Below are 18,497 nucleotides of genomic sequence, written 5' to 3'. Positions count from 1 at the left end.
CGAAGCCGACAAGGCAGCAAGGGACAGCGAGCTAAGCTTACCGGCTTGAACTATCTGTTGCGACGTCTGCCTTAGTTGCAGGCAAACGACGCAAACGGAGAGTGTTATGTCAGACCATGTGTACAAGAAAATCGAAATCGTCGGCTCGTCCACGACCAGCATCGACGATGCGATCCGAACGGCCATCGCCAAATGCAGCCAGACCGTGAAAAATGTCGAGTGGTTCGAAGTGGCAGAGACCCGTGGCCATGTGACCGATGGTCAGGTGGCGCACTTTCAGGTGGTTCTGAAGGTAGGGTTCCGTATCGGCTCCGACGCTTGATCCGGCAGGTCGCAGGCGGCTCCCGTATGCCGTCTGCGACCTCCATACCTCTGAAAGCCCCGTTCCAGAGAGTCCGCTTCGCTTGCATGTTGTTTGGCAGAGACTAGGTTCTGAAGTGCAACTTCGCTATTTCACACCCAGAGGAGCCTCATCATGCAAGTGAAAGATCTCATGACTTCCCGCCCCGAATTCATTCCGACTGACACGACAATCCGTGAAGTGGCCATGCGCATGCAGCGCGATGACCTCGGCTTCGCGCCGGTAGCCGAGGGCGAAAAACTGGTGGGCGTGATCACCGATCGCGATCTGGCAGTCCGGGCGCTGGCTAACGGCAAGTCACCGGACGACACGGTCGGTTCGGTAATGACCAGCGATGTGCGCTATTGCTTTGAAGATGATGATGTCATCAACGTCTTGCAGAACATGGAACAGGAGCAGGTCCAGCGCATGATCGTGCTGAACAATCAGGACTCCAAAGACTTCGTCGGCGTGGTGTCCCTTAGCGACATGGCAGATAATTGCAAAGACGCTGACATGGCCAAGCAGATCGTCGACTGTTGCCGCCATTATCACTGATACCAGAGCGGGGTGCTCGCAGTCGGGCGCCTCGTTTCAATCGCACTCGAAGGAGTACCGAATGCTCATGGATGAAGCGGCTTCGCTCCCTGAAAACATTCAGCTAGTTCGCAATGAGCATGGTCGGGCATTCCTCGACATTTCACATCCTCGCGTCAAGGCTCGGATAGCCTTGCAAGGCGCACATATCACATCTTGCGTACCGACGGGGCAGGGGGATCTACTCTGGATGAGCCCCGAAAATGATGCGCGCCCCGATAGGCCAATACGTGGCGGTATACCCATCTGCTGGCCATATTTCGGCAACGAACGTCCAGGACCAAGCCATGGCATCGCGCGAACCAGCGACTGGAGGCTCACTGGCGCTGTGGATACCGGTGACATGATTCGGCTCTCGCTCGAGTTGCCAAGAGGGATTATCAAACACCATCTGCCGGATGATGACTGGCAGCTGCAGGTGGAGTTCGAACTGGGCAGCAGCTTGAGTATCGCCTTGCGGACGACGAATAGCGGTGGGCGAGCTCAAGTTCTTAGCCAGGCACTGCATAGTTATCTACCTGTGCGCGACATCCATGAGACTCGGCTATGGGGGCTCGAAGGTGCCGAATTCTTTGATCAGCTGACCGGTGTGGATCACCACCGCCAGCAGGGTCCGGTCACGTTTTCCGGCGAGGTGGATCGCATTTACCACGGCCATGCGTCTGCCATTCAACTGGATGACAGCAGCCAGCATTATCTCGTCGTCACGCGGGAAGGCAGTGAGTCGGTCGTGATCTGGAATCCATGGACCGATAAAAGCCAGCGGCTTGGACAATTCCCAGCGGACGGTTACAAGACGATGGTCTGCATCGAGGCGGCAAATGCAGGACCTGACCATCGGGTTCTGGCGCCTGGCGAGAGTCACACCCTGGTAACGCAGATATCACGCGTGTGACGTGCCGACTAAGCGCAGGAATCTGTCGAGTTCATTGCAGAGGCGCAAGATAGACGCTTGCAAAGGTTGTAACGCGCGGCTGGGCTTGGTTAACTCTCGGGCACAACAACAAGGGAGCCCGACCCATGCCAGTCGAATTACGCGTAGATGTAAACAATGCCGGACGACGAACTTTGTTGCTCCGTCGAGCCGGAGAACACGATTGGAGCGAGGTAGCTGAAGCAGGACTCATGTCCAACCCGGATCCGAGCGATTTTTACCGGCGCACAGCAGGCTACATAGGCAACATCGCCTCCAAAGGCGTTAAGGTTCACTACAGCGACGCGGTACGATAGATTGCGTGCTTCGGTAAGCTCGCGCTGAAGCCAATGGGGAGGGAACCCCGAAAGAACCCCAGATACCAATCCACCCAACGATCCCGTCGTCGTAATACCCTATTTAACATAATATAGATTATGCGAACCCTTGGACGTTCTGGTTCGAGCCACTATGATCCTGCTTGATGCGCGCAAGAACGCTGAAATCATCTGGCAGTCGCTTCATTACCGCAGTTAGCAAGCGCTGAACTATCAAGGTATCCGCTTTGCTCTGATAAAGCTGCATCTGCACCAATTGACGCCACCCTGATTGGTGGCTCCCCAAGTCACGAGGCACGACATGCGGGCTGTTTCCCAAACGCCAGATCCTTCGACTATTTACCAACTACTCGCTCGTGCTTGCCAGCGCGCTTTCCAGTCCAGGCGTTCGCCCTCTGCTGTCGTCACCCCGATCGGTCCTGTGTCTTGATTAGACATTCATGTCGAGTGACAGCTCGACGAACCTAAGGAGTCATGCTTAGAAAGGCAACGCCGGGTATCTCGATATCTGGCACATTATCTTTCAGAAAATCACCCAGCCGGTTTATATAAGCTTCTTTAGGGCTTCCTTTAGGCCAGACAAGGTAATAACCATCCCCAGTACTGACTGCCTTCTTGCAAGGCAGCTCCAAGACGCCGCTCTGCACTTCAGAGGCCACCATGCTTAAATCTCCTATCGAGACCCCATGCCCTTGTATCGCCGCCAACACACCTTGTTCCAGTGTGTCGAACACCAGGCCTCCGTGCGTATTGATCCCGCCTGTAATATTGAGTCGTGATAGCCATCTTTTCCAGTCTCGTCTATCTGGAGATGGATGGATGATCGTAGCGTTAATCAGGTCTTGTTCTGCCTTTATATACCTGCTCAAGTCAGGCGAACAAATAGGTATCAACCACTCGTCGATTAGCTTGATCATTCCTAGATTTCTTCCGAAATGGCCATTACCAAGCAATATTGCACAATCGTAAGGCTCAGAGTAGAAATCCACTGTATCGACATCCATCCAGACGCTGTTCAAGTGCACCTCTTCGGATGGGTTGTCCCTCTTGTAATTTCTCAGACTGTTGAGAAGCCATCTTACGGTCAACGATGTGGGAGCTTTCAGGCGTACTCTTGTACGGCTGTCTTTAAACAGGTAGCAGGCATTCTCTATGGTCCTGAAACCCTCGCTTAGCTCTTGCGAAAGTATTCTCCCCTGTTCAGTCAGTTGAACCTTTGGCCCTTTTCTCTCAAATAGCTGACAGCCTAATACTGCCTCGAGATTCTTGATGTGCCGGCTGACAGCTCCTTGAGTGAGAGATAAGTCTTCCGCTGCTCGCGTGAACGAGTTTGTTCGTGCAGCGACCTCGAACGCCCTTAGTGCGTAGAGTGGAGGCAAGCTTCCGGACATCGAAAACTCCTGATGATGACTTTGACTCACAGTATCCCTCCGCTTTATCCGTTTTTCAATCCCGTCGGCCTCGGCGAACATGGCGTGGCAGGCAAGAAGCTATTCAAACCATGGAACAAAGTCATGCTCACTGATGCTGGACAGGTGGTTCTGTACCGAGGCAATGGATGTCCCGCGAGAGCAGGAAGCCGGCACGACAATTGGATGCTGGATGCAGTAGAAGGCTTCGAATCGACCTTGGATGAAGCAGACTTTCCTTGCTTGTTTGGTAAAAAGGCGCATAAGCAAAATTCGATAAAGTTTCTTTTTGTGCGGGAAAACTGCATTCAGCGAGACTTGATCGAAGGTGTGACGCAGTATCTGAATTTCGTTAAAAGCACTGAGCTTAAGCACAGACTGTACTCACCCTTGGTTATTTTTTTCCAGAACAGCTTTAAAGAAAACTTGAAGGCTGAGCACGAGTTTTCTTGGCAGGCAATTCAATACCTGCATGATAACGATGCGTACGCCTGGCCCGAAGGCGTCGCACAGTCGCCCGACTCCCCTCAGTTCACGTTCTGCTTCCACGGCGTTCAGCTATTCATAAATATAAGCTGCCCTAGCCATTTAAAGATGCAAAGTAGAAACCTCGGAAAGCAGGTTACCTTTGTTATAAACCCCAGAGAGAATTTTGATCATGTGGCGGGCGCAGACACCATAAGCGGCATAAAAATACGGGAAAAAATACGAGGTCGGGTTAAGCAATTCAACGATGGCCTCTCTCCACCCACCCTGGGTTTCTATGGGGATGATGATAGCCTGGAATGGCGGCAATATCAGCTAGAGGAACCAGGCGGACTATATGCTTCAGTTTGCCCACTTAAAATCCGCTCCAATTGGATCGATAAACAGGTCGCATTATGGAAACCTCAATACTAGCTGCTTACGTTGTGTCAGTAATGCTTTTGGTAGCAACGCCAGGGCCCGTTGTAGCTTTGGTTATCAACACCAGTGTTAGGCAAGGCGCGAGGCAGGCGGTTTTTACAGCACTTGGCACCAATTGGGCTTCTCTCGTTCTAATAGCTGCCGCGGTATTAATACTTAGTGGAGCCATGTCGATTAGTCGAGAACTTATATCGGCGATGAGTCTGCTGGGGTGTTTATTCATAGCTTATATAGCTATCGACTCGTTGAGATCAACCACGCTCGCGGCGGAGCCCGACACTAAAACAGGTGTTGGCTTTACTGCTTCTACGAGGAGAAAAGGTGCGACGCTGAGTTGCCTGGCGAAAGGGTTTGCCGTGGCAATTTCAAATCCAAAAGATATTATATTTTTTGTGGCGTTTTTCCCGCAATTCATATCCATAACAAACACCTTTAGCGGAAGCGTTACGATTCTGACCGCCCTGTGGATAATGATAGACCTCGCGATACTAACGTCCTACATTTTCTTTATGCAGCATCGGATTGCGACAAAATATCAGAAGGTTATTTCTGTTATGTCCAGCACGACCTTGCTTGTTATTGCTGTACTCGGTTTTATTTACACTATATCCAATTGGTAACAAAGTTGTGTTCGAACCAACACAGACTATCTGCAGTCCTCGATTGAGAGAGTGAAGACAAATGGAACTGAAAGTGGAACGAGATGAGGAGAGCAGCTGGACGTTGTTTCAGCGCCGCTCCGGAGAATGGCACTGGTCGGTGGTCAACGGGGCCGGGCTAAGCGCCAACTCCAATCCAAGCGACTTTTATCGGCGGACGGCTGCATACCTGGGCCAGCTTGCAGCGCATGGCATCACGCTTCATTACCGCGACACTACGTGCAGCTAGGAGCCCCGGACGACTCGGATGCGGAATGGCTGTAAGGCTGTCCGTAAAAACCGCAGCAGCGGGAATCTTCGAATTTTCGTCCTCCGGCGCCAGCGTTCAACGCCTCGCGCATATGCGTCCCTGGACGCTCATGTCCCGGCGCCCTCCTTTCCCTTCTCATCTGGTCGCGTTCTCCCACCGCCTGCTGCAGCTGAATTTCGGACCCAGCTGCAGTCACTTACAGAAGTGTCCCGTCACGCCATGTAAGCCGATGCCCTCACGATTGCCAGCGATATACAGTTCACAGCGCTTTCTACCAAGCCTTACACCTTCCCTTCCAATTCCGCCGCCATCGCAGTAGAGGCGATCGTTCCTTCTCGCTCAAGCTAGCCACGTTGATGCGTTAACAAAGCATAGCTTTTGTGTGGGTATCCACCACCCCATTCAACCATCTACACTATCCGCTGTGGCCCCCCCCTGCCATGTATGGTTGTTCAATCCGCCCAAGGCCAAGGAGTCACGGGTTGCGCGTTTCATCCAAGCTCAGTTTGCATCTCCTCGCCTTCCTTTTGGGGTTTAGCGTTCTCTTGCTGCTTGCCTGGCAAGGCGCCCGCACCCAGCGCTCTCTACTCGATGCGAACGAATCGGTTCAACATAGCCTCGAGCTGATCACGGCTGCAAGAGAGATGTTCTCATCGATTCAGGACATCGAGACCGGTGAGCGCGGCTACGTGATTACCGGTGTTGAACGCTACCTGGAGCCTTATCTGGCAGCTCAGGCGCGGCTGGCCGAGCGTCGCCGCAAGCTTGGCCAGTTGCTGGCGATGTCCGGGGCGCCGCGCCCGGGCTGGATCGGAGATCTGGATCGATTGGTCGATCGTAAACTTGATATTTCCGATGCCAACATCGAGGCACGCATGGACAGCGGTCTGGCCGGTGCTGCGGATCGTCTGCTGGGTGCAGGTGGCAAAGACGCCATGGATCAGCTGCGACGCTTGTTTGCTGAACTGCAGTCGTCGGAACGAGCGAAGCTCGCCGCACAGAACCGCGCTGTTGATGCTCGCGTGCATCAGGCACGCTGGATCGCCTGGATTGGCGGATTGTTCGCTGCATGCTTGTTTTGTTGGGCCATCTGGCTCGTAGACAGAAGTCAGAAACGCGTCGACGATCAACGCCTCTTCCTGCGCAGTGTGGTCGATGCGGACGACAATTACATCTTCGTTACGGATTCCAGGCGCCGGCTTCTGCTTTGCAATGAGGCCTTTGCCGGCTTGTCACGAAGCCGGCCCGACGCATTGCAGGGCGAAGGCGTCGAAGATTTACCCCAATTCGACACGCTTTCCCCGCTGTTTGAAGGCGATGCCGAACTGCTTGAAGGCAAGCCTGAGTTACGCATAGCCGAGCTCGACCTGTTCATCGGCGGCCGGCAGATCTGCCTGCAAATATGCAAGCGCGCCTTCGAGCTGTCGGCCGGACATCGTCTGGTGCTGACGGTGGCCGTGGACATTTCGCTGAGACGCGAAATGGAGCGCATGAAGAATGAATTTATTTCGACTGTCAGCCACGAATTGCGTACGCCCTTGACCGCCATTCGCGGCGCACTAGGCATGTTGGTCAGCGGTACGCTCGGTACGGTAGATGAACAGCAGAAGCTTCTGCTCGACATCGCCCACAAGAACAGTGAGCGACTGGTTCGTCTGGTCAACGACATTCTTGACATCGAGAAGCTCGCTTCGGGGCGGCTGGCTTTCAACCTTTCGCCTCAGCCGCTATTGCCGCTGATAAATAATTCGCTGTCGACCAACCTTCCCTATGCGCGCGAGTTCGATGTCACCCTGCAGTTGGAGGCGCCAGGTGCGGACCCGGGGACAGTGCTGGTCGATGCAGATCGTTTCGCTCAGGTGATGGCCAATCTGCTGTCCAACGCGATCAAGCATTCGCCGCGGGGAGGCCTGGTGACGGTAACCGTTGACGAAAGTGAAGATAGCGTCCAAATCGGTGTCGTCGACCGTGGTCCCGGCGTACCGGAAGAGTTTCGTGGCCGCATTTTCGAGCGGTTCGCACAGGCAGATTCATCGAATGTTCGGCGTCTCGGCGGGACCGGGCTGGGATTGGCAATTACCCGCTCCCTGGTCGAACAGATGCACGGCTCCATCGGGTTCGAATCGGAACCTGACAAGGGCGCTCGTTTCTTTGTGCGTTTACCTCATGCGAACTCCCAGGTGACCGTTGCGACTCCGCAACCATTAGAGCAAGAGCCCTCGACGCAGAACGTTCGTTCTGTATTGGTGCTGGAGCCGGATGACAGCGCTGCGGATTTTCTTCTGACCATGCTAGCGCACCAGGGCTACGAGGTGATACGCGCACGTTCGGCTGGCGAGGCTCGTGAACTGCTCACGCACGGCCCTGTGCACGCACTGACGTTGAGCCCTACCCTGCGCGATGAAGATTGCATCGCATTTCTGCAGAACCTACGAGAGCAGGCCAGGTTTCGCCACTTGCCGATATTGGTTGTCAGCGTCGACCCAAGCCAGGAATCGGGTGATCGTCAAGGCGTGATGCGCGGCAGCGCGGTAGGCGTGATGGATTGGCTGAACAAGCCGATCGATCCGATGCGCGTACTCGACGTAGTCAAGGCTATCCTGCGGCCGGCCGGCGGCCGCCCTTCGATCCTCCACGTGGAGGACGATACCGATCTACGCACCTTGCTGGCCAACCTGCTGGCTCCCCTGGACGTCGACGTGGTGGGCGTAGGCAGTTTGGCAGAGGCACGTGAAGCCCTGACGCGGAGCCACCACGACCTGGCGATTCTCGATCTCATGTTGCCGGACGGCGACGGCTCGGAGCTCATTGGCGAGCTGGCGAAGGCTAGCCCACCCACCCCGGTCATCATATTCTCCGCGCTCGATTCACCCGTTGCTGAAAGCCGCCTGGTGCTCAAACGACTGGTCAAGTCTCGACATGAAAGCGACGAGCTGGCCTCGCTTATCCAGCAACTGCTCCATCACTGGCCGGCCGTGGATGCAGCCGCCCGAAACGAGGGCACTCCATGAACGAACAGGATAACTTGCACATTCTGGTCATCGAGGATGAGGAAGATATCGCTTTTCTCATCCGCTTCATGCTGGAGCGTCAGCAATACTCGGTCGACCACGCCGCAGATGGTAGGCAGGCCATGGACTATCTGGCCCAGTCGGCACCGCCTGATCTGGTGTTGATGGATATCATGCTGCCCTACCATGACGGCATCGAAATCATTCAGCGGCTCCGCAGTACGCCCGGCTGGGAATACCTGCCAGTGCTCATGCTGACTGCTAAAGCGCGCGAGGCCGATATCGTCAAGGCGCTTGAGCTGGGTGCGGATGATTACGTCACCAAGCCGTTTCAACCCGAAGAGCTCCTCGCTCGCATCAAGCGGCTGATTCGGAGGCCCCGTTGATATACCGCTCTACCCTGCTGCTGCTCGTTATTTTTGCTGGCCCCGTCGGTGCCGACGTACAGCAAGCCCGGACACAGGTGGACGCCGACAATCTGGCCGCCGCACGAGCGACGCTCGAACAGCAGCTGCGTTCTCAGCCAGATGACCAAAGTGTCCGCTTCCTGCTTGCTCGCGTTCTTGCCTGGCAGGGAGAAACCGCAGCGGCGATACCGCTGCTGGAACAGTTATCGCGCGAAACGCCGGGCAATGCCGATTATCTTCTCGCTCTGGGCCAGGCTCAGCTGTGGGACGGTCAGGTTCACGCAGCCATCGCCACGCTGGAAGCGGCTGCGTTTATCGCCCCGGACTACCCGGACATCGATAACGCTATGCGTCAGGCCCGGATGGCACTCAGCGCGCCGAGCAATCGCATCACCCTGTCCCAGCGCTCAGCTCGCCGCCGTCATGAACTCGAGGTGTCGCTGCGTCAGGATTGGCTGGACAGCGGGTTCGACAACTGGCGCCGGCAACGCCTGGACTATTTCTCTACCCAGGCCGAGGGAATCGCCTGGTACGGTGCGTTGCTACGCGAGCAGCGTTTTGGTGAGTGGGATGAGGGCGTCGAAGCTGGTGCGGTGTTCACGCTGGATCAGAACTGGAGTTTGCAGCCGGAGATCGGCTATCAGTTTTCTCCGTTTTTCCTGCCCGACTGGTACGCCGACTTGCGGCTTCAGCGCAGCCTTGCAAAGGGGTTTCTCGCTGCGGCAAGCCTCCGTCGCACGGAATACGCCACCAGCCGTGTAGAGCGTATCGGCTTGACGGCCGAACGTTACTGGGACGCCTGGCGGGGGAGCTACACCCTGAACGTGAGCGATGTATCCAACGCTGGAACTCCAGTCGGCCATAACGCTTCGCTCGACTACTACTACGCAGGGCTCAGTTACGCCGGACTCAGGCTGACAACCGGTGAAGAGGAAGCAATCGAAGGTTCGCAGCTGTTTACCAGCAGTGTTCGCGCTATGGGGCTGCAGGGTCGCCACTGGTTCGAGCCTGACTGGGCGCTGTCCTGGGAACTCGGGCACCACGAACAAGGCGACTATTACACCCGTCGGTGGCTGCAGATCGGGCTGCGGCATGCTTTCTGACACCGTCCTGGCTTGTCCGGCCTGGCTGTGTCGGAGCGATCTTCTGAGTGTATGGCGAGACTGGGTTCCCACGGAGCCCATGTTGCGCATCGCGGTCTATTCAGCCATCGTTTTGACCCTGATCACACTGGCGATCATGCTGCAGGTCGTCGCGTTATCGGAGCTTGGAAACCGTCGAGCCCGCCGGCGCAAGACATTCAATGAGAGCTGGCGGCCTTTTCTGGCGCTGTGCAGCATCAGCGATGGGCTGCCCTCGGCCCCCCCGAAGCTGGCCCGTCGAGACCGGTTGTGGTGGGTACTGCAATGGAACCGCCTGCAACAACATTTGCGTGGTACGGCACGGGAAAGGATGAATGCCGCGCTGGATGCGCTCGGCATGGGGCCTTACGTCCTCGAACTCTTGCGAGGAGGCGTACGTAAGCGACTGATTGCGCTCACCTGTTTGCGCTACTTCGGCAGTCTGCGTCACTGGGATGCGATTGCCGCATTGCTTGATCACCGAAACGCGATATTGGCGTTGGCGGCGGCGCAGACGCTCATCGCTATCGATGCGACACGAGCCATGGAGGTGGTGCTACCCATCGCCCTGAAGCGACAGGATTGGGCGCTGCCCCGGCTTGCTGCTCTCTGTCAGTACGCCGAACCCGCAGCTGTTACTCCCGCCCTGCTGGCCACGATGTATGCCGCCGACGAGCCCCAACGGCATCGCCTGGCGAGCTTGATGACCTTCGCGGAGCCACGGCTGACTGGCCCCTGGGCTCGTCTACAGCTAGACAGCGAAGCGGCTGCCGACCTGCTGCAGACCGCGTTGCGCTGTCTTGGCGCAATCAACGACCCAAGGGACCGCACGCGAATATTGGCTCAGTTTGACCACACCGATGCCAACGTTCGGCTCGTAGCGGTACAGACCTTTCGGTACCAGGCGGATCCAGACGACGCCGAGTGGCTGATTGGCATGCTCACCGACTTGAGTTGGTGGGTACGCCAGGCTGCGGCCGACGCCGTCGCCTCGCTACCCGGTTATAGCGATGCGAAGCTGCTGGAGCTTGCCGAGACTTTTCCCGACCGGTACGGCCAGGATGCACTGCGCCGTGTCATCGCGGAGCGACGCGAATGAGCTCCGGCTGGCATTGGTGGGTGCAGGTTGGGGTCATTGTCTATTTTCTGCTGCTCAACGGCACGTATCTGCTATTGAACCTGTTATCGATGGTCAGCCTGCTGGGCTACATCCGCCGGCATGCCGAGATTGGCGAAGCCGCCCCCTACCTCGGTGTCGAACCCGCTATCTCAGTGCTCATGCCGGCCTTCAACGAAGAAGCGACCATTCGTACCTCGGTACGCTCAATGTTGCAGTTGCAATACCCGGAGCTCGAAGTGATCGTCATCAACGATGGCTCGAAGGACAGCACGCTGGCGGTGCTGAGCGAGGAGTTTGACCTGCTCGCCTATCCGGAGCCTCTGCGCCAGGCGGTACCGCACAAGCCGGTGGTCGGCATCTACCGCTCGCGACGCTACCCCAATCTGAAAGTCCTCGACAAGGAAAACGGCGGTAAGGCCGATGCGCTGAACGCAGGCATCAATGCCGCACGCCATGGCTTGTTCTGCGGGGTGGACGCCGACTCGATCCTGCAGCGAGACAGCCTGCTGCGCGTCGTACAGCCATTTCTTGAAGACACCCACACGATCGCTGCGGGAGGCACCGTCCGCATCGCCAACGGCTCAACCGTACGTGGCGGCTTTCTGGTCAGCGCCGGTTTGCCCACGAACTGGATCGCGCGATTCCAGATCGTCGAATATCTGCGTGCCTTCCTGTTCGGCCGACTCGGCTGGTCTCCTTTGAATGCTGTGCTGATCATCTCCGGCGCGTTCGGTTTGTTCGATCGTGAGCGGGTCATGCAGGTAGGCGGCTACCGCAGCGACACGGTCGGCGAGGACATGGAGCTGGTGGTCCGGCTACACCGGCATCATCGTCTCAATCGCATTCCGTACTGTATTCGCTACTTGCCCGACCCCATATGCTGGACCGAAGCGCCGGAAGACATCGGTACCCTCGGCCGTCAGCGCAGCCGGTGGCAGCGCGGCCTCGCCGAGAGTCTGGCAGCTCACCCCCGACTCTGCTTCAGTACCCGCGGCGGAGCGCCCGGCTGGCTGGCCTGGCCGTTCATGGCAGTGTTCGAATGGTTGGGCCCGTTGATCGAACTGGCTGGTTACCTCTTCATGTTAGTCGGGCTGGCGATGGGCTGGATATCTCACACGGCCATGGCCATATTCCTGCTGGTAGCGATAGGTATGGGCATCTTGTTGTCAGTGAACGGCCTATTGCTGGAGACGATGTCGTTTCGCGTCTATAACCGGCGTCGCGACGTGTTAAGGCTGTTTGGCATGGCTGTACTGGAGAACTTCGGCTATCGCCAGCTCAATACCTTGTGGCGATGCAGGGGAATGTATCAGTGGTTCGCTCGGCGCAAGCACAGCTGGGGCACCATGCGTCGCAGTGGAAAGTGGGGCCAGTGAACCTGGCCCCTGATTTCTGACTCAGCTCAGGGCCGACAATGCTTTTTCGTAGTCGGGCTCGTTGGCGATCTCCGAGACGAGTTCGCTATGCACAACCTTGTCGTTCTCGTCGAGGACCACTACTGCCCGGGCCGACACTCCGGCTAGCGGACCATTTTCAATCTCGACGCCATAGTCGCGCAGGAAATCGCGGCCGCGCATGGTTGAGAGCGTCATGACGTTGTCGAGTCCTTCGGCGCCGCAGAAGCGCGACTGGGCGAAAGGCAGGTCGGCGGAGATGCACAACACGGCGGTGTTATCCAACTTGCTCGCCCGGCTGTTGAACTGCCGGACAGACATGGCGCAGGTTGGCGTATCGACGCTGGGGAAGATGTTGAGGATCTTGCGCTTGCCGCTCAGGCTGGCCAGGCTGACATCCGACAGATCCTTGGCCACCAGCGTGAACGCTGGTGCCTGAGCACCCACTTCGGGAAGCGAGCCGGCTACATTGATGGGATTGCCCTTGAGAGTGACGCTAGACATAACTGCTCCTTGTGAACGGCTGCGTTGCAGCCGATGGGTTGGTCGGGCTAGAAGTCGATACGATAGAAGAAATCCAGTGAACTCGCCAAGCCGCTGACCGCTTCGAGGTACAGTCTCTTGCTAAGATCGTATCGCAGAGCCAACTGGTTAGCTGGTTCGAACACGCCAACGCCGTAGCGCACGCTGAGGCGATCGGTAAGGTAACCGGCGGCGACCACTTGTGTCTCGGTGCCGCTGCCTTCGGTTTCCAGCTGGAAGTTCTGGATGCCCAGTGATTCGGCAATGTTTTGCGTAACAGGCCCGCTGCCTGCCATGCCCAGCGCGAGGGCTGCCTGACCCAGCATGTTATTGTCGCCGCTATCGCTTCCCAGCGGGCGACCGAGAATCAGGTAGGACAACGCCTGTTCCTGCGGCATGGCTGGCTCGGAAAATACCTCGGATTGTGGAGCTTCCGCACGGCCAGTCAGGCGCAGACCTGCTGTGACGTCGTCCACCTCACGCACTGCCTCGATGTTCAGAAAGGGCTGGCTGATGGGCCCGGCGAACAGTATCTGAGCGCGGCGTAGGGTCAGGCGCTGACCAAACCGCCGGAAGCGCCCGTTGAGGATATTCAGATCGCCGTTGGCTGTCAGTTCTTCATCGACTTGAATCCGCCCGCTCAGCCGACCGGTAAGACCGAAACCGGAGAACCGCAGCTGATCGCCAATGACCAGTTGAACCCGGGCGTCGATCTCCAGCGGCAGCTCGTCCTCCACGGTCTCTTCATCTTCGCCGACTATTACTTCGTCGGGCGATACCCGTACTGCCTGCTCGGGGAGTTCGCGAATGGTGATATTACCTTCCGGCACCGCGATCTTGCCGCGGACGCGCAAGCGGTTCTCCTGCAGGGACACGCGCAAATCGGGACTGACGATCAGATCGGCATAAGGCGCAACGATGACCGGCAGTGCACTGCCGGCAAGCGTGAGCGACAGGTTGAGTTCCGGCGCCCAGGTCACCTGTCCGGTAAGGCTGCCCTCACCGTTTGCGCCACTGCGCCAGTTCCCGTTGATGTCTGCAGTTTGCCCGTCAATCCCAACCCGCAGGTCGAGATCTTCGAAGCTCACCGGCAGCTCCGGCCCGGCAATCAAACCATCCTCCAACACGATCTCGCCGTTCACCGCGGGCTCGGTCAGCGTTCCACCGAGCTCACCCTGGCCTTGCAGTTCAGCCTCCAGCGTCGCCACCTGGGGTAGAAAAGGCTGCAGAAAGTTCAGACTGAACCCGTCCAGGCTGAAACTCCCGGAGAGCCGCTGTTCGCCAGCGGGGTCGTCGACGTTGGCCTGCACGTCCAGATCACCGAGCGTCTCGCCGGACAACAGCAGCCGATTACGCGCCTGCCCTGCGTCGAGCTCGCTGGTCAACTCGAGGTTCGAGTAATTGAAATCAAGTGTCTGCTCGGGATTGCTGACCGTAATTACGCCATCGCGACTGCTGACCACAATATTGGCGACCGGCTGGCCACCGGCGCGCTGGCTGAAATCGATATCGGCGTCCAGCTCGCCCAGCCAGGCAAAGTCCTCCGGCAGCCATTGCTCGAGCGAAGATAGGGGAAAGTTCGCCATTGCCAGGTCGATGTCACGGTCAGGCAGCAGCTGTTGCTGCCCGTCGAAGCAGAGACGGCCGCTCTCGTGCGCCCAACAATGTCCTTCAAGCGTGAGGCGCCCTGGCTGGAGTTGGTAACGGATCCCGGCGTCTTCTGCAAGCCGCCAGACCATGTCCTCGAAGGCAAGCTCACCAGCGGTTAGCGCACCTTGCCATGTCTCCTCATCAAGACTGCCCACTATGGTGGTGTCCGCTTGTAGCTGGCCGCCTGAAAGGTCCAGGTCGAGAGCATGCCGCGCCTTGTCCCCGTCCAGGTCAAGCGTCAGGTTGCCCAGCCAGGTTTCGCCAGTCCGGATGCGATTGGCCTGCAGCGTCAAATCCATCGGTAGCGTTTCAGATAGCGTGACGGTGCCGTTGGCTGTGAGCTCGCCGAGGCCCATGTCCGCATAGCCCAGTTCGTTGCCATCCAGTTGCAGGACCAGGGTAGGTTCGGACGGGTCGCCAGTGGCGTTGACGGTGCCCTGGAGCGTGCCAGTCAATCCCGGCCATAGCGTCGCCAGGTTGCTCAGATCGATATCCAGGTCCGCAGCGATGCGCTCGCCCCAGGCGCCTTGACCGGTGATGCGGTTGGGACCTTGACGGAGTATGAGGTCAGAGACGGTGAAGGTACCCTCTTCGCTCTGCAGCTCACCGCTGAGCTTAAGGGGCTGCTCCCGTAGCGTTCCTTCAAGGTTCCAGTCCGCTTCGAACCGAGGGCCGTCATCGGTGATGCGACCGGTACTGCTTACCGGTCCGTTGAGTCGGCCTGGCAAGTCTGCGACGAACACCCCAGGGTCAAGATTTTCAAGCTGAAGCTGAGCATCCCAGTTCAATTCTTCTGCCAGTCCGACCACCGCCTGTCCCCGGGCGCTTCCAGCCGGGGTGGAAATGTACAGGTTGCTGACTGTCACCTGCTCGGGGGTGCCCTGTGCTGTAAGTGTAATGTCCGCCGGCTGCCCGGCCACGCCAGTGAGCGATGTGGTCAGCTCCGCTCGAAATTCCTCCCCGCGCAGGCTGGCGTCAGCCTCGAGCCGGTTGATGTCCAGTTCGCCCGTCTCGACCGGATACAGCCACTGCCAGGGGAACACCTCCATGAGTAGCGTCGCGTCTGCACTCGGTGTCTCCGCCCACTCGGCAACCGCATCGAGGGAAAGATGTCGCTCCGGCGCGTCGGCGACGGACAACCGTAGCGTCAGTTCAGGCAATCGGGTCTGTTGTACTAACGCGTCGAGAGCAAGGCGGACGTCCCCCCCTTGGCCTGGCAGGGTTGCCGTGGCGCGCACGTCGATCCCCTGATCCAGGTTGCCTTCGGCGTTGATCTGCCACTCTTCAAGCGTAAGCGTTTCCGGAAGCGTATCCAGCACAAGGAAGGGCTCGCCTCGCCACTCAAGATTTACAGGAAGATCAGGCTCCAACGGCTGGACGATCCCCTCCAGACTTCCGTCGACGTAGCCCCGGGTGCGCAGGTCGATAGCGAGACGCTCCAGGCTGCCACCCAGTCGCAAGCTGGCGCTGAGCGGCTGGTCATTGACCGGCGGAGCGTCGACGTCGGCTTTAACCATCAACGGCCAGTCCCCTGAGGTGCGTAGCTCGCCGTCCAGCGACCAGCTGAGATCGGGGCCTTGACCGACAAATTCGATGACTGTCAGCTGATCGCCGCGCATACGAGCAACGAGCACGACTTCGTTGAGCAGCGGGTCCTGTTCGTTCAAGGTGAGGCTGCCGACACGCAATCTGTCCAGCTGAATCGCTATAGGCAGGTTTATATCGGGCAGCGAAACCGGCTGCCCTTCATCCGCTGGCTCTTCTTCCTCAACCACTGCCTCCGGGTCGGTCTGTACCACGATACTGCCAATATCGATATGCTCGATGCAGAGTCGGCGATCGGCAAGACAACGTGTTTCCCAGTCGGATGAGACGTCGCGTACCACCACGTGAATGCCATCGTCCTGCCAGACGATGCGATCGAATTGGAAGCCCTCCCACAGCGTCCCGCCCGTGTGATCGAGCTGCAGCCTGGGCTCCAGGCCTTCAATGCGCTCAATCAGCCATGCGTTGACCCCTTCGCTAGTGAGCAACAGACCTAGCACGATTGGGATCAACGCCAGAATCAGCAGCCCGCGCAACAGCACCTTGACGAAAAACCAGATCACAGCTCAGGCCCCATGGCGAAATGGATTCTGAACCCTTCTTCCGGGTCGCTAACGGACTTGGCGACATCGATCCGGATCGGACCCACTGGCGAAACCCAGCGAATACCCACGCCAACACTGGTCTTGAGCGGGTCACTCAGCGAATCGACGGCGTTGCCGTGGTCGACAAAGACCGCACCACGCCAGTTGTCGATGAACTCGTACTGGTATTCCAGACTGCCAGCCACCAGGTACTGACCCCCGATGTGCTCACCGGTCTCGTCAACGGGTGATAGTGTCCTGTAGTCATACCCTCGTACGCTCTGATCGCCGCCGGCGAAGAAGCGCAGCGTAGGTGGCACGCTATCGAAATCGCTGGTCACCATGCCGCCAAGTTGCGTACGAACGAGCATGCGGTGCCGTTCTTTTACAGTGTACAGACCGCGTGCGGCGGCGCTCGCATGGATCAGATCGATATCGGAGACGAGCCCTTCCTTCGCGCCCTGAAGCTCGAATCTGAGGCTATAGCCCTTCGCCGGATCGACGCTCCCGTCGCTGTGGGTCTTCTGGAACGAAATGCTCGGCAGCAGCAGCGTGCTGTTCCCTTCATCGTTGCCGATAGTGAAGCGCTCGTGAAGCAGGCGAAGACCGATGCCGCGCTCCCAGCCGTCTTCGAGGCGCCTCTGGTGCAACCCACCTATGGTGAAGTTGACCGTATCGACATCCTCAACAGTGTCGCGCAGCAGCCCGGTGAACAGCCGCAGGTTGCTCGACTGCGGAGGGGTCAACGGAATCTGATAAAAACCGGTGAGTTCCTGACGGGGCGCTGAGAGCTCAAGCTCCGCACCGCGGCTATGCCCCTTTGCATTGAGGTAATGCTGACGCCAATCCACACGCAGCCGCGGCCCCACGTCTGTGGAAAAGCCGGCTCCAAGGCCCAGCGAATTCGGCTCGCGCTCTTCCAGATAAACGCGTACCGGTATCCGCAGATCCTCCGCCTCTTCGGCCGGCGCGGTTACCTGCACCGTATCGAAATAACCACTTGCGAGAAGATCGCGATTGAGCTCGGCGAGCAGATCCGAGTTATACGGAACCCCAGGCTCGAATAGCACCATGCGATCGAGGAGATCTTCATTGAAGGGGGTTTCGGAAAAAGACACCTGGCCGAGGCGATAGCGTTGTCCGGTGTCGTAGCGAAGCTGGATATCGGCGTACTGGGCGTCCGGATTGACCACTAGTCGGTTTCGCGTGAATTCTCCGGAGAAGTAACCGTAGCGCAACGCCTGGTTGGAGAGCAGTGTCTTGAGCGACTCGTAATTGCCGTGATTGAGCACGGCGCCGGGTTTCAGCTGCCCTGTTTCCGGGACCCGAAAAGGGTCGGTGCCCTGCCCTTCACCTCCGATGGCTATGGTGACTTCGCGTAAACGTACCGGCTCGCCTAGCTGAACCGAAAGACTCAATATGGGGTCATCTTCGGGGCCGGTGACCTCGGGTCGGACCGTAACATCGTAATAGCCCAAAGCTCGGGCGGCATCGATCGCCTGCTCACGGCTGTGTCTTGCCAGCCTCCACATGGTGCGATGATCCGGCGCCTCGACCGGCCCGATGAACGCGCGGATGTTGTCTCGTACTTTATCGTTGGCGGGTTCGACATCAACCACCAGTTCTGCCTGGCAGACTGCCGACCATGCGAGCAGGCTGATCAGGAGTAACGGACGCGCCATGTTTTTTGTCTTCCGGCATCAAATTGGCAGGCGTAATGCTAACATGCGC

The 18,497-nt window shown here is 58.0% G+C and carries 14 protein-coding genes; 10 read left to right on the top strand and 4 right to left on the bottom strand.

What is annotated here, in order from left to right; genetic code table 11:
* Positions 1 to 106 precede the first annotated feature (106 nt).
* The 3 genes from BLT85_RS06185 to BLT85_RS06175 all read left to right on the top strand — a co-directional run bounded on the left by BLT85_RS06185 (position 107) and on the right by BLT85_RS06175 (position 1,832).
* On the top strand, positions 107 to 322 hold the full coding sequence (locus BLT85_RS06185) for a dodecin (RefSeq protein WP_093392338.1): 216 nt from the start codon (positions 107 to 109) through the stop codon (positions 320 to 322).
* Between the two features lie 153 nt (positions 323 to 475).
* Entirely contained in the window at positions 476 to 898 is a 423-nt protein-coding gene (locus BLT85_RS06180) for a CBS domain-containing protein (RefSeq protein ID WP_093392337.1), read from the top strand.
* Positions 899 to 959: 61 nt separating this feature from the next.
* On the top strand, positions 960 to 1,832 hold the full coding sequence (locus BLT85_RS06175; protein ID WP_093392336.1) for a D-hexose-6-phosphate mutarotase: 873 nt from the start codon (positions 960 to 962) through the stop codon (positions 1,830 to 1,832).
* An 820-nt stretch (positions 1,833 to 2,652) separates the two neighbouring features.
* Here the strand turns inward: BLT85_RS06175 and BLT85_RS06170 are convergent.
* The gene (locus BLT85_RS06170; protein WP_093392335.1) at positions 2,653 to 3,579 is read right to left on the bottom strand and encodes a LysR family transcriptional regulator; all 927 of its coding nucleotides are present in this window, start codon (positions 3,577 to 3,579) and stop codon (positions 2,653 to 2,655) included.
* A gap of 12 nt (positions 3,580 to 3,591) precedes the next feature.
* On the opposite strand from BLT85_RS06170, the gene BLT85_RS06165 reads away from it, so the two are divergent.
* From BLT85_RS06165 to BLT85_RS06130, 7 genes are all read left to right on the top strand, one after another.
* Positions 3,592 to 4,497, top strand: a complete 906-nt coding sequence (locus BLT85_RS06165) for a YqcI/YcgG family protein (RefSeq protein ID WP_093392334.1) — start codon at positions 3,592 to 3,594, stop codon at positions 4,495 to 4,497.
* Complete coding sequence (locus BLT85_RS06160) at positions 4,479 to 5,123, top strand: LysE family translocator (RefSeq protein ID WP_093392333.1); 645 nt, start codon at positions 4,479 to 4,481, stop codon at positions 5,121 to 5,123. Before BLT85_RS06165 ends, BLT85_RS06160 begins: the two co-directional genes overlap by 19 nt.
* Positions 5,124 to 5,894: 771 nt before the next feature.
* Positions 5,895 to 8,423, top strand: a complete 2,529-nt coding sequence (locus BLT85_RS06150; protein ID WP_231701548.1) for a CHASE3 domain-containing protein — start codon at positions 5,895 to 5,897, stop codon at positions 8,421 to 8,423.
* Positions 8,420 to 8,809: a response regulator transcription factor gene (locus BLT85_RS06145; RefSeq protein WP_093392330.1), complete on the top strand. Its 390-nt coding sequence runs from the start codon at positions 8,420 to 8,422 to the stop codon at positions 8,807 to 8,809. The genes BLT85_RS06150 and BLT85_RS06145 overlap by 4 nt, the downstream gene beginning before the upstream one ends.
* Complete coding sequence (locus tag BLT85_RS06140) at positions 8,806 to 9,933, top strand: YaiO family outer membrane beta-barrel protein (RefSeq protein ID WP_093392329.1); 1,128 nt, start codon at positions 8,806 to 8,808, stop codon at positions 9,931 to 9,933. The genes BLT85_RS06145 and BLT85_RS06140 overlap by 4 nt, the downstream gene beginning before the upstream one ends.
* Before the next feature lie 79 nt (positions 9,934 to 10,012).
* Positions 10,013 to 11,050: a HEAT repeat domain-containing protein gene (locus tag BLT85_RS06135; protein ID WP_231701547.1), complete on the top strand. Its 1,038-nt coding sequence runs from the start codon at positions 10,013 to 10,015 to the stop codon at positions 11,048 to 11,050.
* Positions 11,047 to 12,447, top strand: coding sequence for a glycosyltransferase family 2 protein (locus BLT85_RS06130; RefSeq protein WP_093392327.1), 1,401 nt, complete (start codon positions 11,047 to 11,049; stop codon positions 12,445 to 12,447). The genes BLT85_RS06135 and BLT85_RS06130 overlap by 4 nt, the downstream gene beginning before the upstream one ends.
* 21 nt (positions 12,448 to 12,468) lie before the next feature.
* On the opposite strand, the gene tpx is transcribed toward BLT85_RS06130, so the two are convergent.
* Genes tpx through BLT85_RS06115 form a run of 3 tightly spaced genes read right to left on the bottom strand, consistent with a single transcriptional unit; the run spans position 12,469 to position 18,448 of the window.
* A complete protein-coding gene (tpx, locus tag BLT85_RS06125) occupies positions 12,469 to 12,969 on the bottom strand; it encodes a thiol peroxidase (RefSeq protein ID WP_093392326.1) in 501 nt (166 codons plus the stop codon).
* Positions 12,970 to 13,016: 47 nt separating this feature from the next.
* Positions 13,017 to 16,745 carry a translocation/assembly module TamB domain-containing protein gene (locus BLT85_RS06120; protein WP_093392325.1) on the bottom strand — a complete coding sequence of 1,243 codons (3,729 nt, stop codon included), beginning with the start codon at positions 16,743 to 16,745 and terminating at the stop codon, positions 13,017 to 13,019.
* Complete coding sequence (locus tag BLT85_RS06115; RefSeq protein WP_093392324.1) at positions 16,742 to 18,448, bottom strand: autotransporter assembly complex protein TamA; 1,707 nt, start codon at positions 18,446 to 18,448, stop codon at positions 16,742 to 16,744. Before BLT85_RS06115 ends, BLT85_RS06120 begins: the two co-directional genes overlap by 4 nt.
* Positions 18,449 to 18,497: the final 49 nt, after the last annotated feature.

The sequence above is a fragment of the Halopseudomonas xinjiangensis genome, from assembly GCF_900104945.1.
In the GTDB taxonomy this organism is placed as follows: domain Bacteria; phylum Pseudomonadota; class Gammaproteobacteria; order Pseudomonadales; family Pseudomonadaceae; genus Halopseudomonas; species Halopseudomonas xinjiangensis.
The sequence above is the reverse complement of the archived record's forward strand: the minus strand, read 5'-3'. Positions and strand labels throughout refer to the sequence as shown.

What these genes read in the sequence shown, in the direction of transcription:
- tpx (WP_093392326.1), bottom strand. Translation starts at nt 12,969, where the DNA reads ATGTCTAGCGTCACTCTCAAGGGCAATCCCATCAATGTAGCCGGCTCG.
- BLT85_RS06130 (WP_093392327.1), top strand. Translation starts at nt 11,047, where the DNA reads ATGAGCTCCGGCTGGCATTGGTGGGTGCAGGTTGGGGTCATTGTCTAT.
- BLT85_RS06160 (WP_093392333.1), top strand. Translation starts at nt 4,479, where the DNA reads ATGGAAACCTCAATACTAGCTGCTTACGTTGTGTCAGTAATGCTTTTG.
- BLT85_RS06145 (WP_093392330.1), top strand. Translation starts at nt 8,420, where the DNA reads ATGAACGAACAGGATAACTTGCACATTCTGGTCATCGAGGATGAGGAA.
- BLT85_RS06170 (WP_093392335.1), bottom strand. Translation starts at nt 3,579, where the DNA reads ATGTCCGGAAGCTTGCCTCCACTCTACGCACTAAGGGCGTTCGAGGTC.
- BLT85_RS06185 (WP_093392338.1), top strand. Translation starts at nt 107, where the DNA reads ATGTCAGACCATGTGTACAAGAAAATCGAAATCGTCGGCTCGTCCACG.
- BLT85_RS06135 (WP_231701547.1), top strand. Translation starts at nt 10,013, where the DNA reads ATGTTGCGCATCGCGGTCTATTCAGCCATCGTTTTGACCCTGATCACA.
- BLT85_RS06115 (WP_093392324.1), bottom strand. Translation starts at nt 18,448, where the DNA reads ATGGCGCGTCCGTTACTCCTGATCAGCCTGCTCGCATGGTCGGCAGTC.
- BLT85_RS06165 (WP_093392334.1), top strand. Translation starts at nt 3,592, where the DNA reads ATGATGACTTTGACTCACAGTATCCCTCCGCTTTATCCGTTTTTCAAT.
- BLT85_RS06180 (WP_093392337.1), top strand. Translation starts at nt 476, where the DNA reads ATGCAAGTGAAAGATCTCATGACTTCCCGCCCCGAATTCATTCCGACT.
- BLT85_RS06175 (WP_093392336.1), top strand. Translation starts at nt 960, where the DNA reads ATGCTCATGGATGAAGCGGCTTCGCTCCCTGAAAACATTCAGCTAGTT.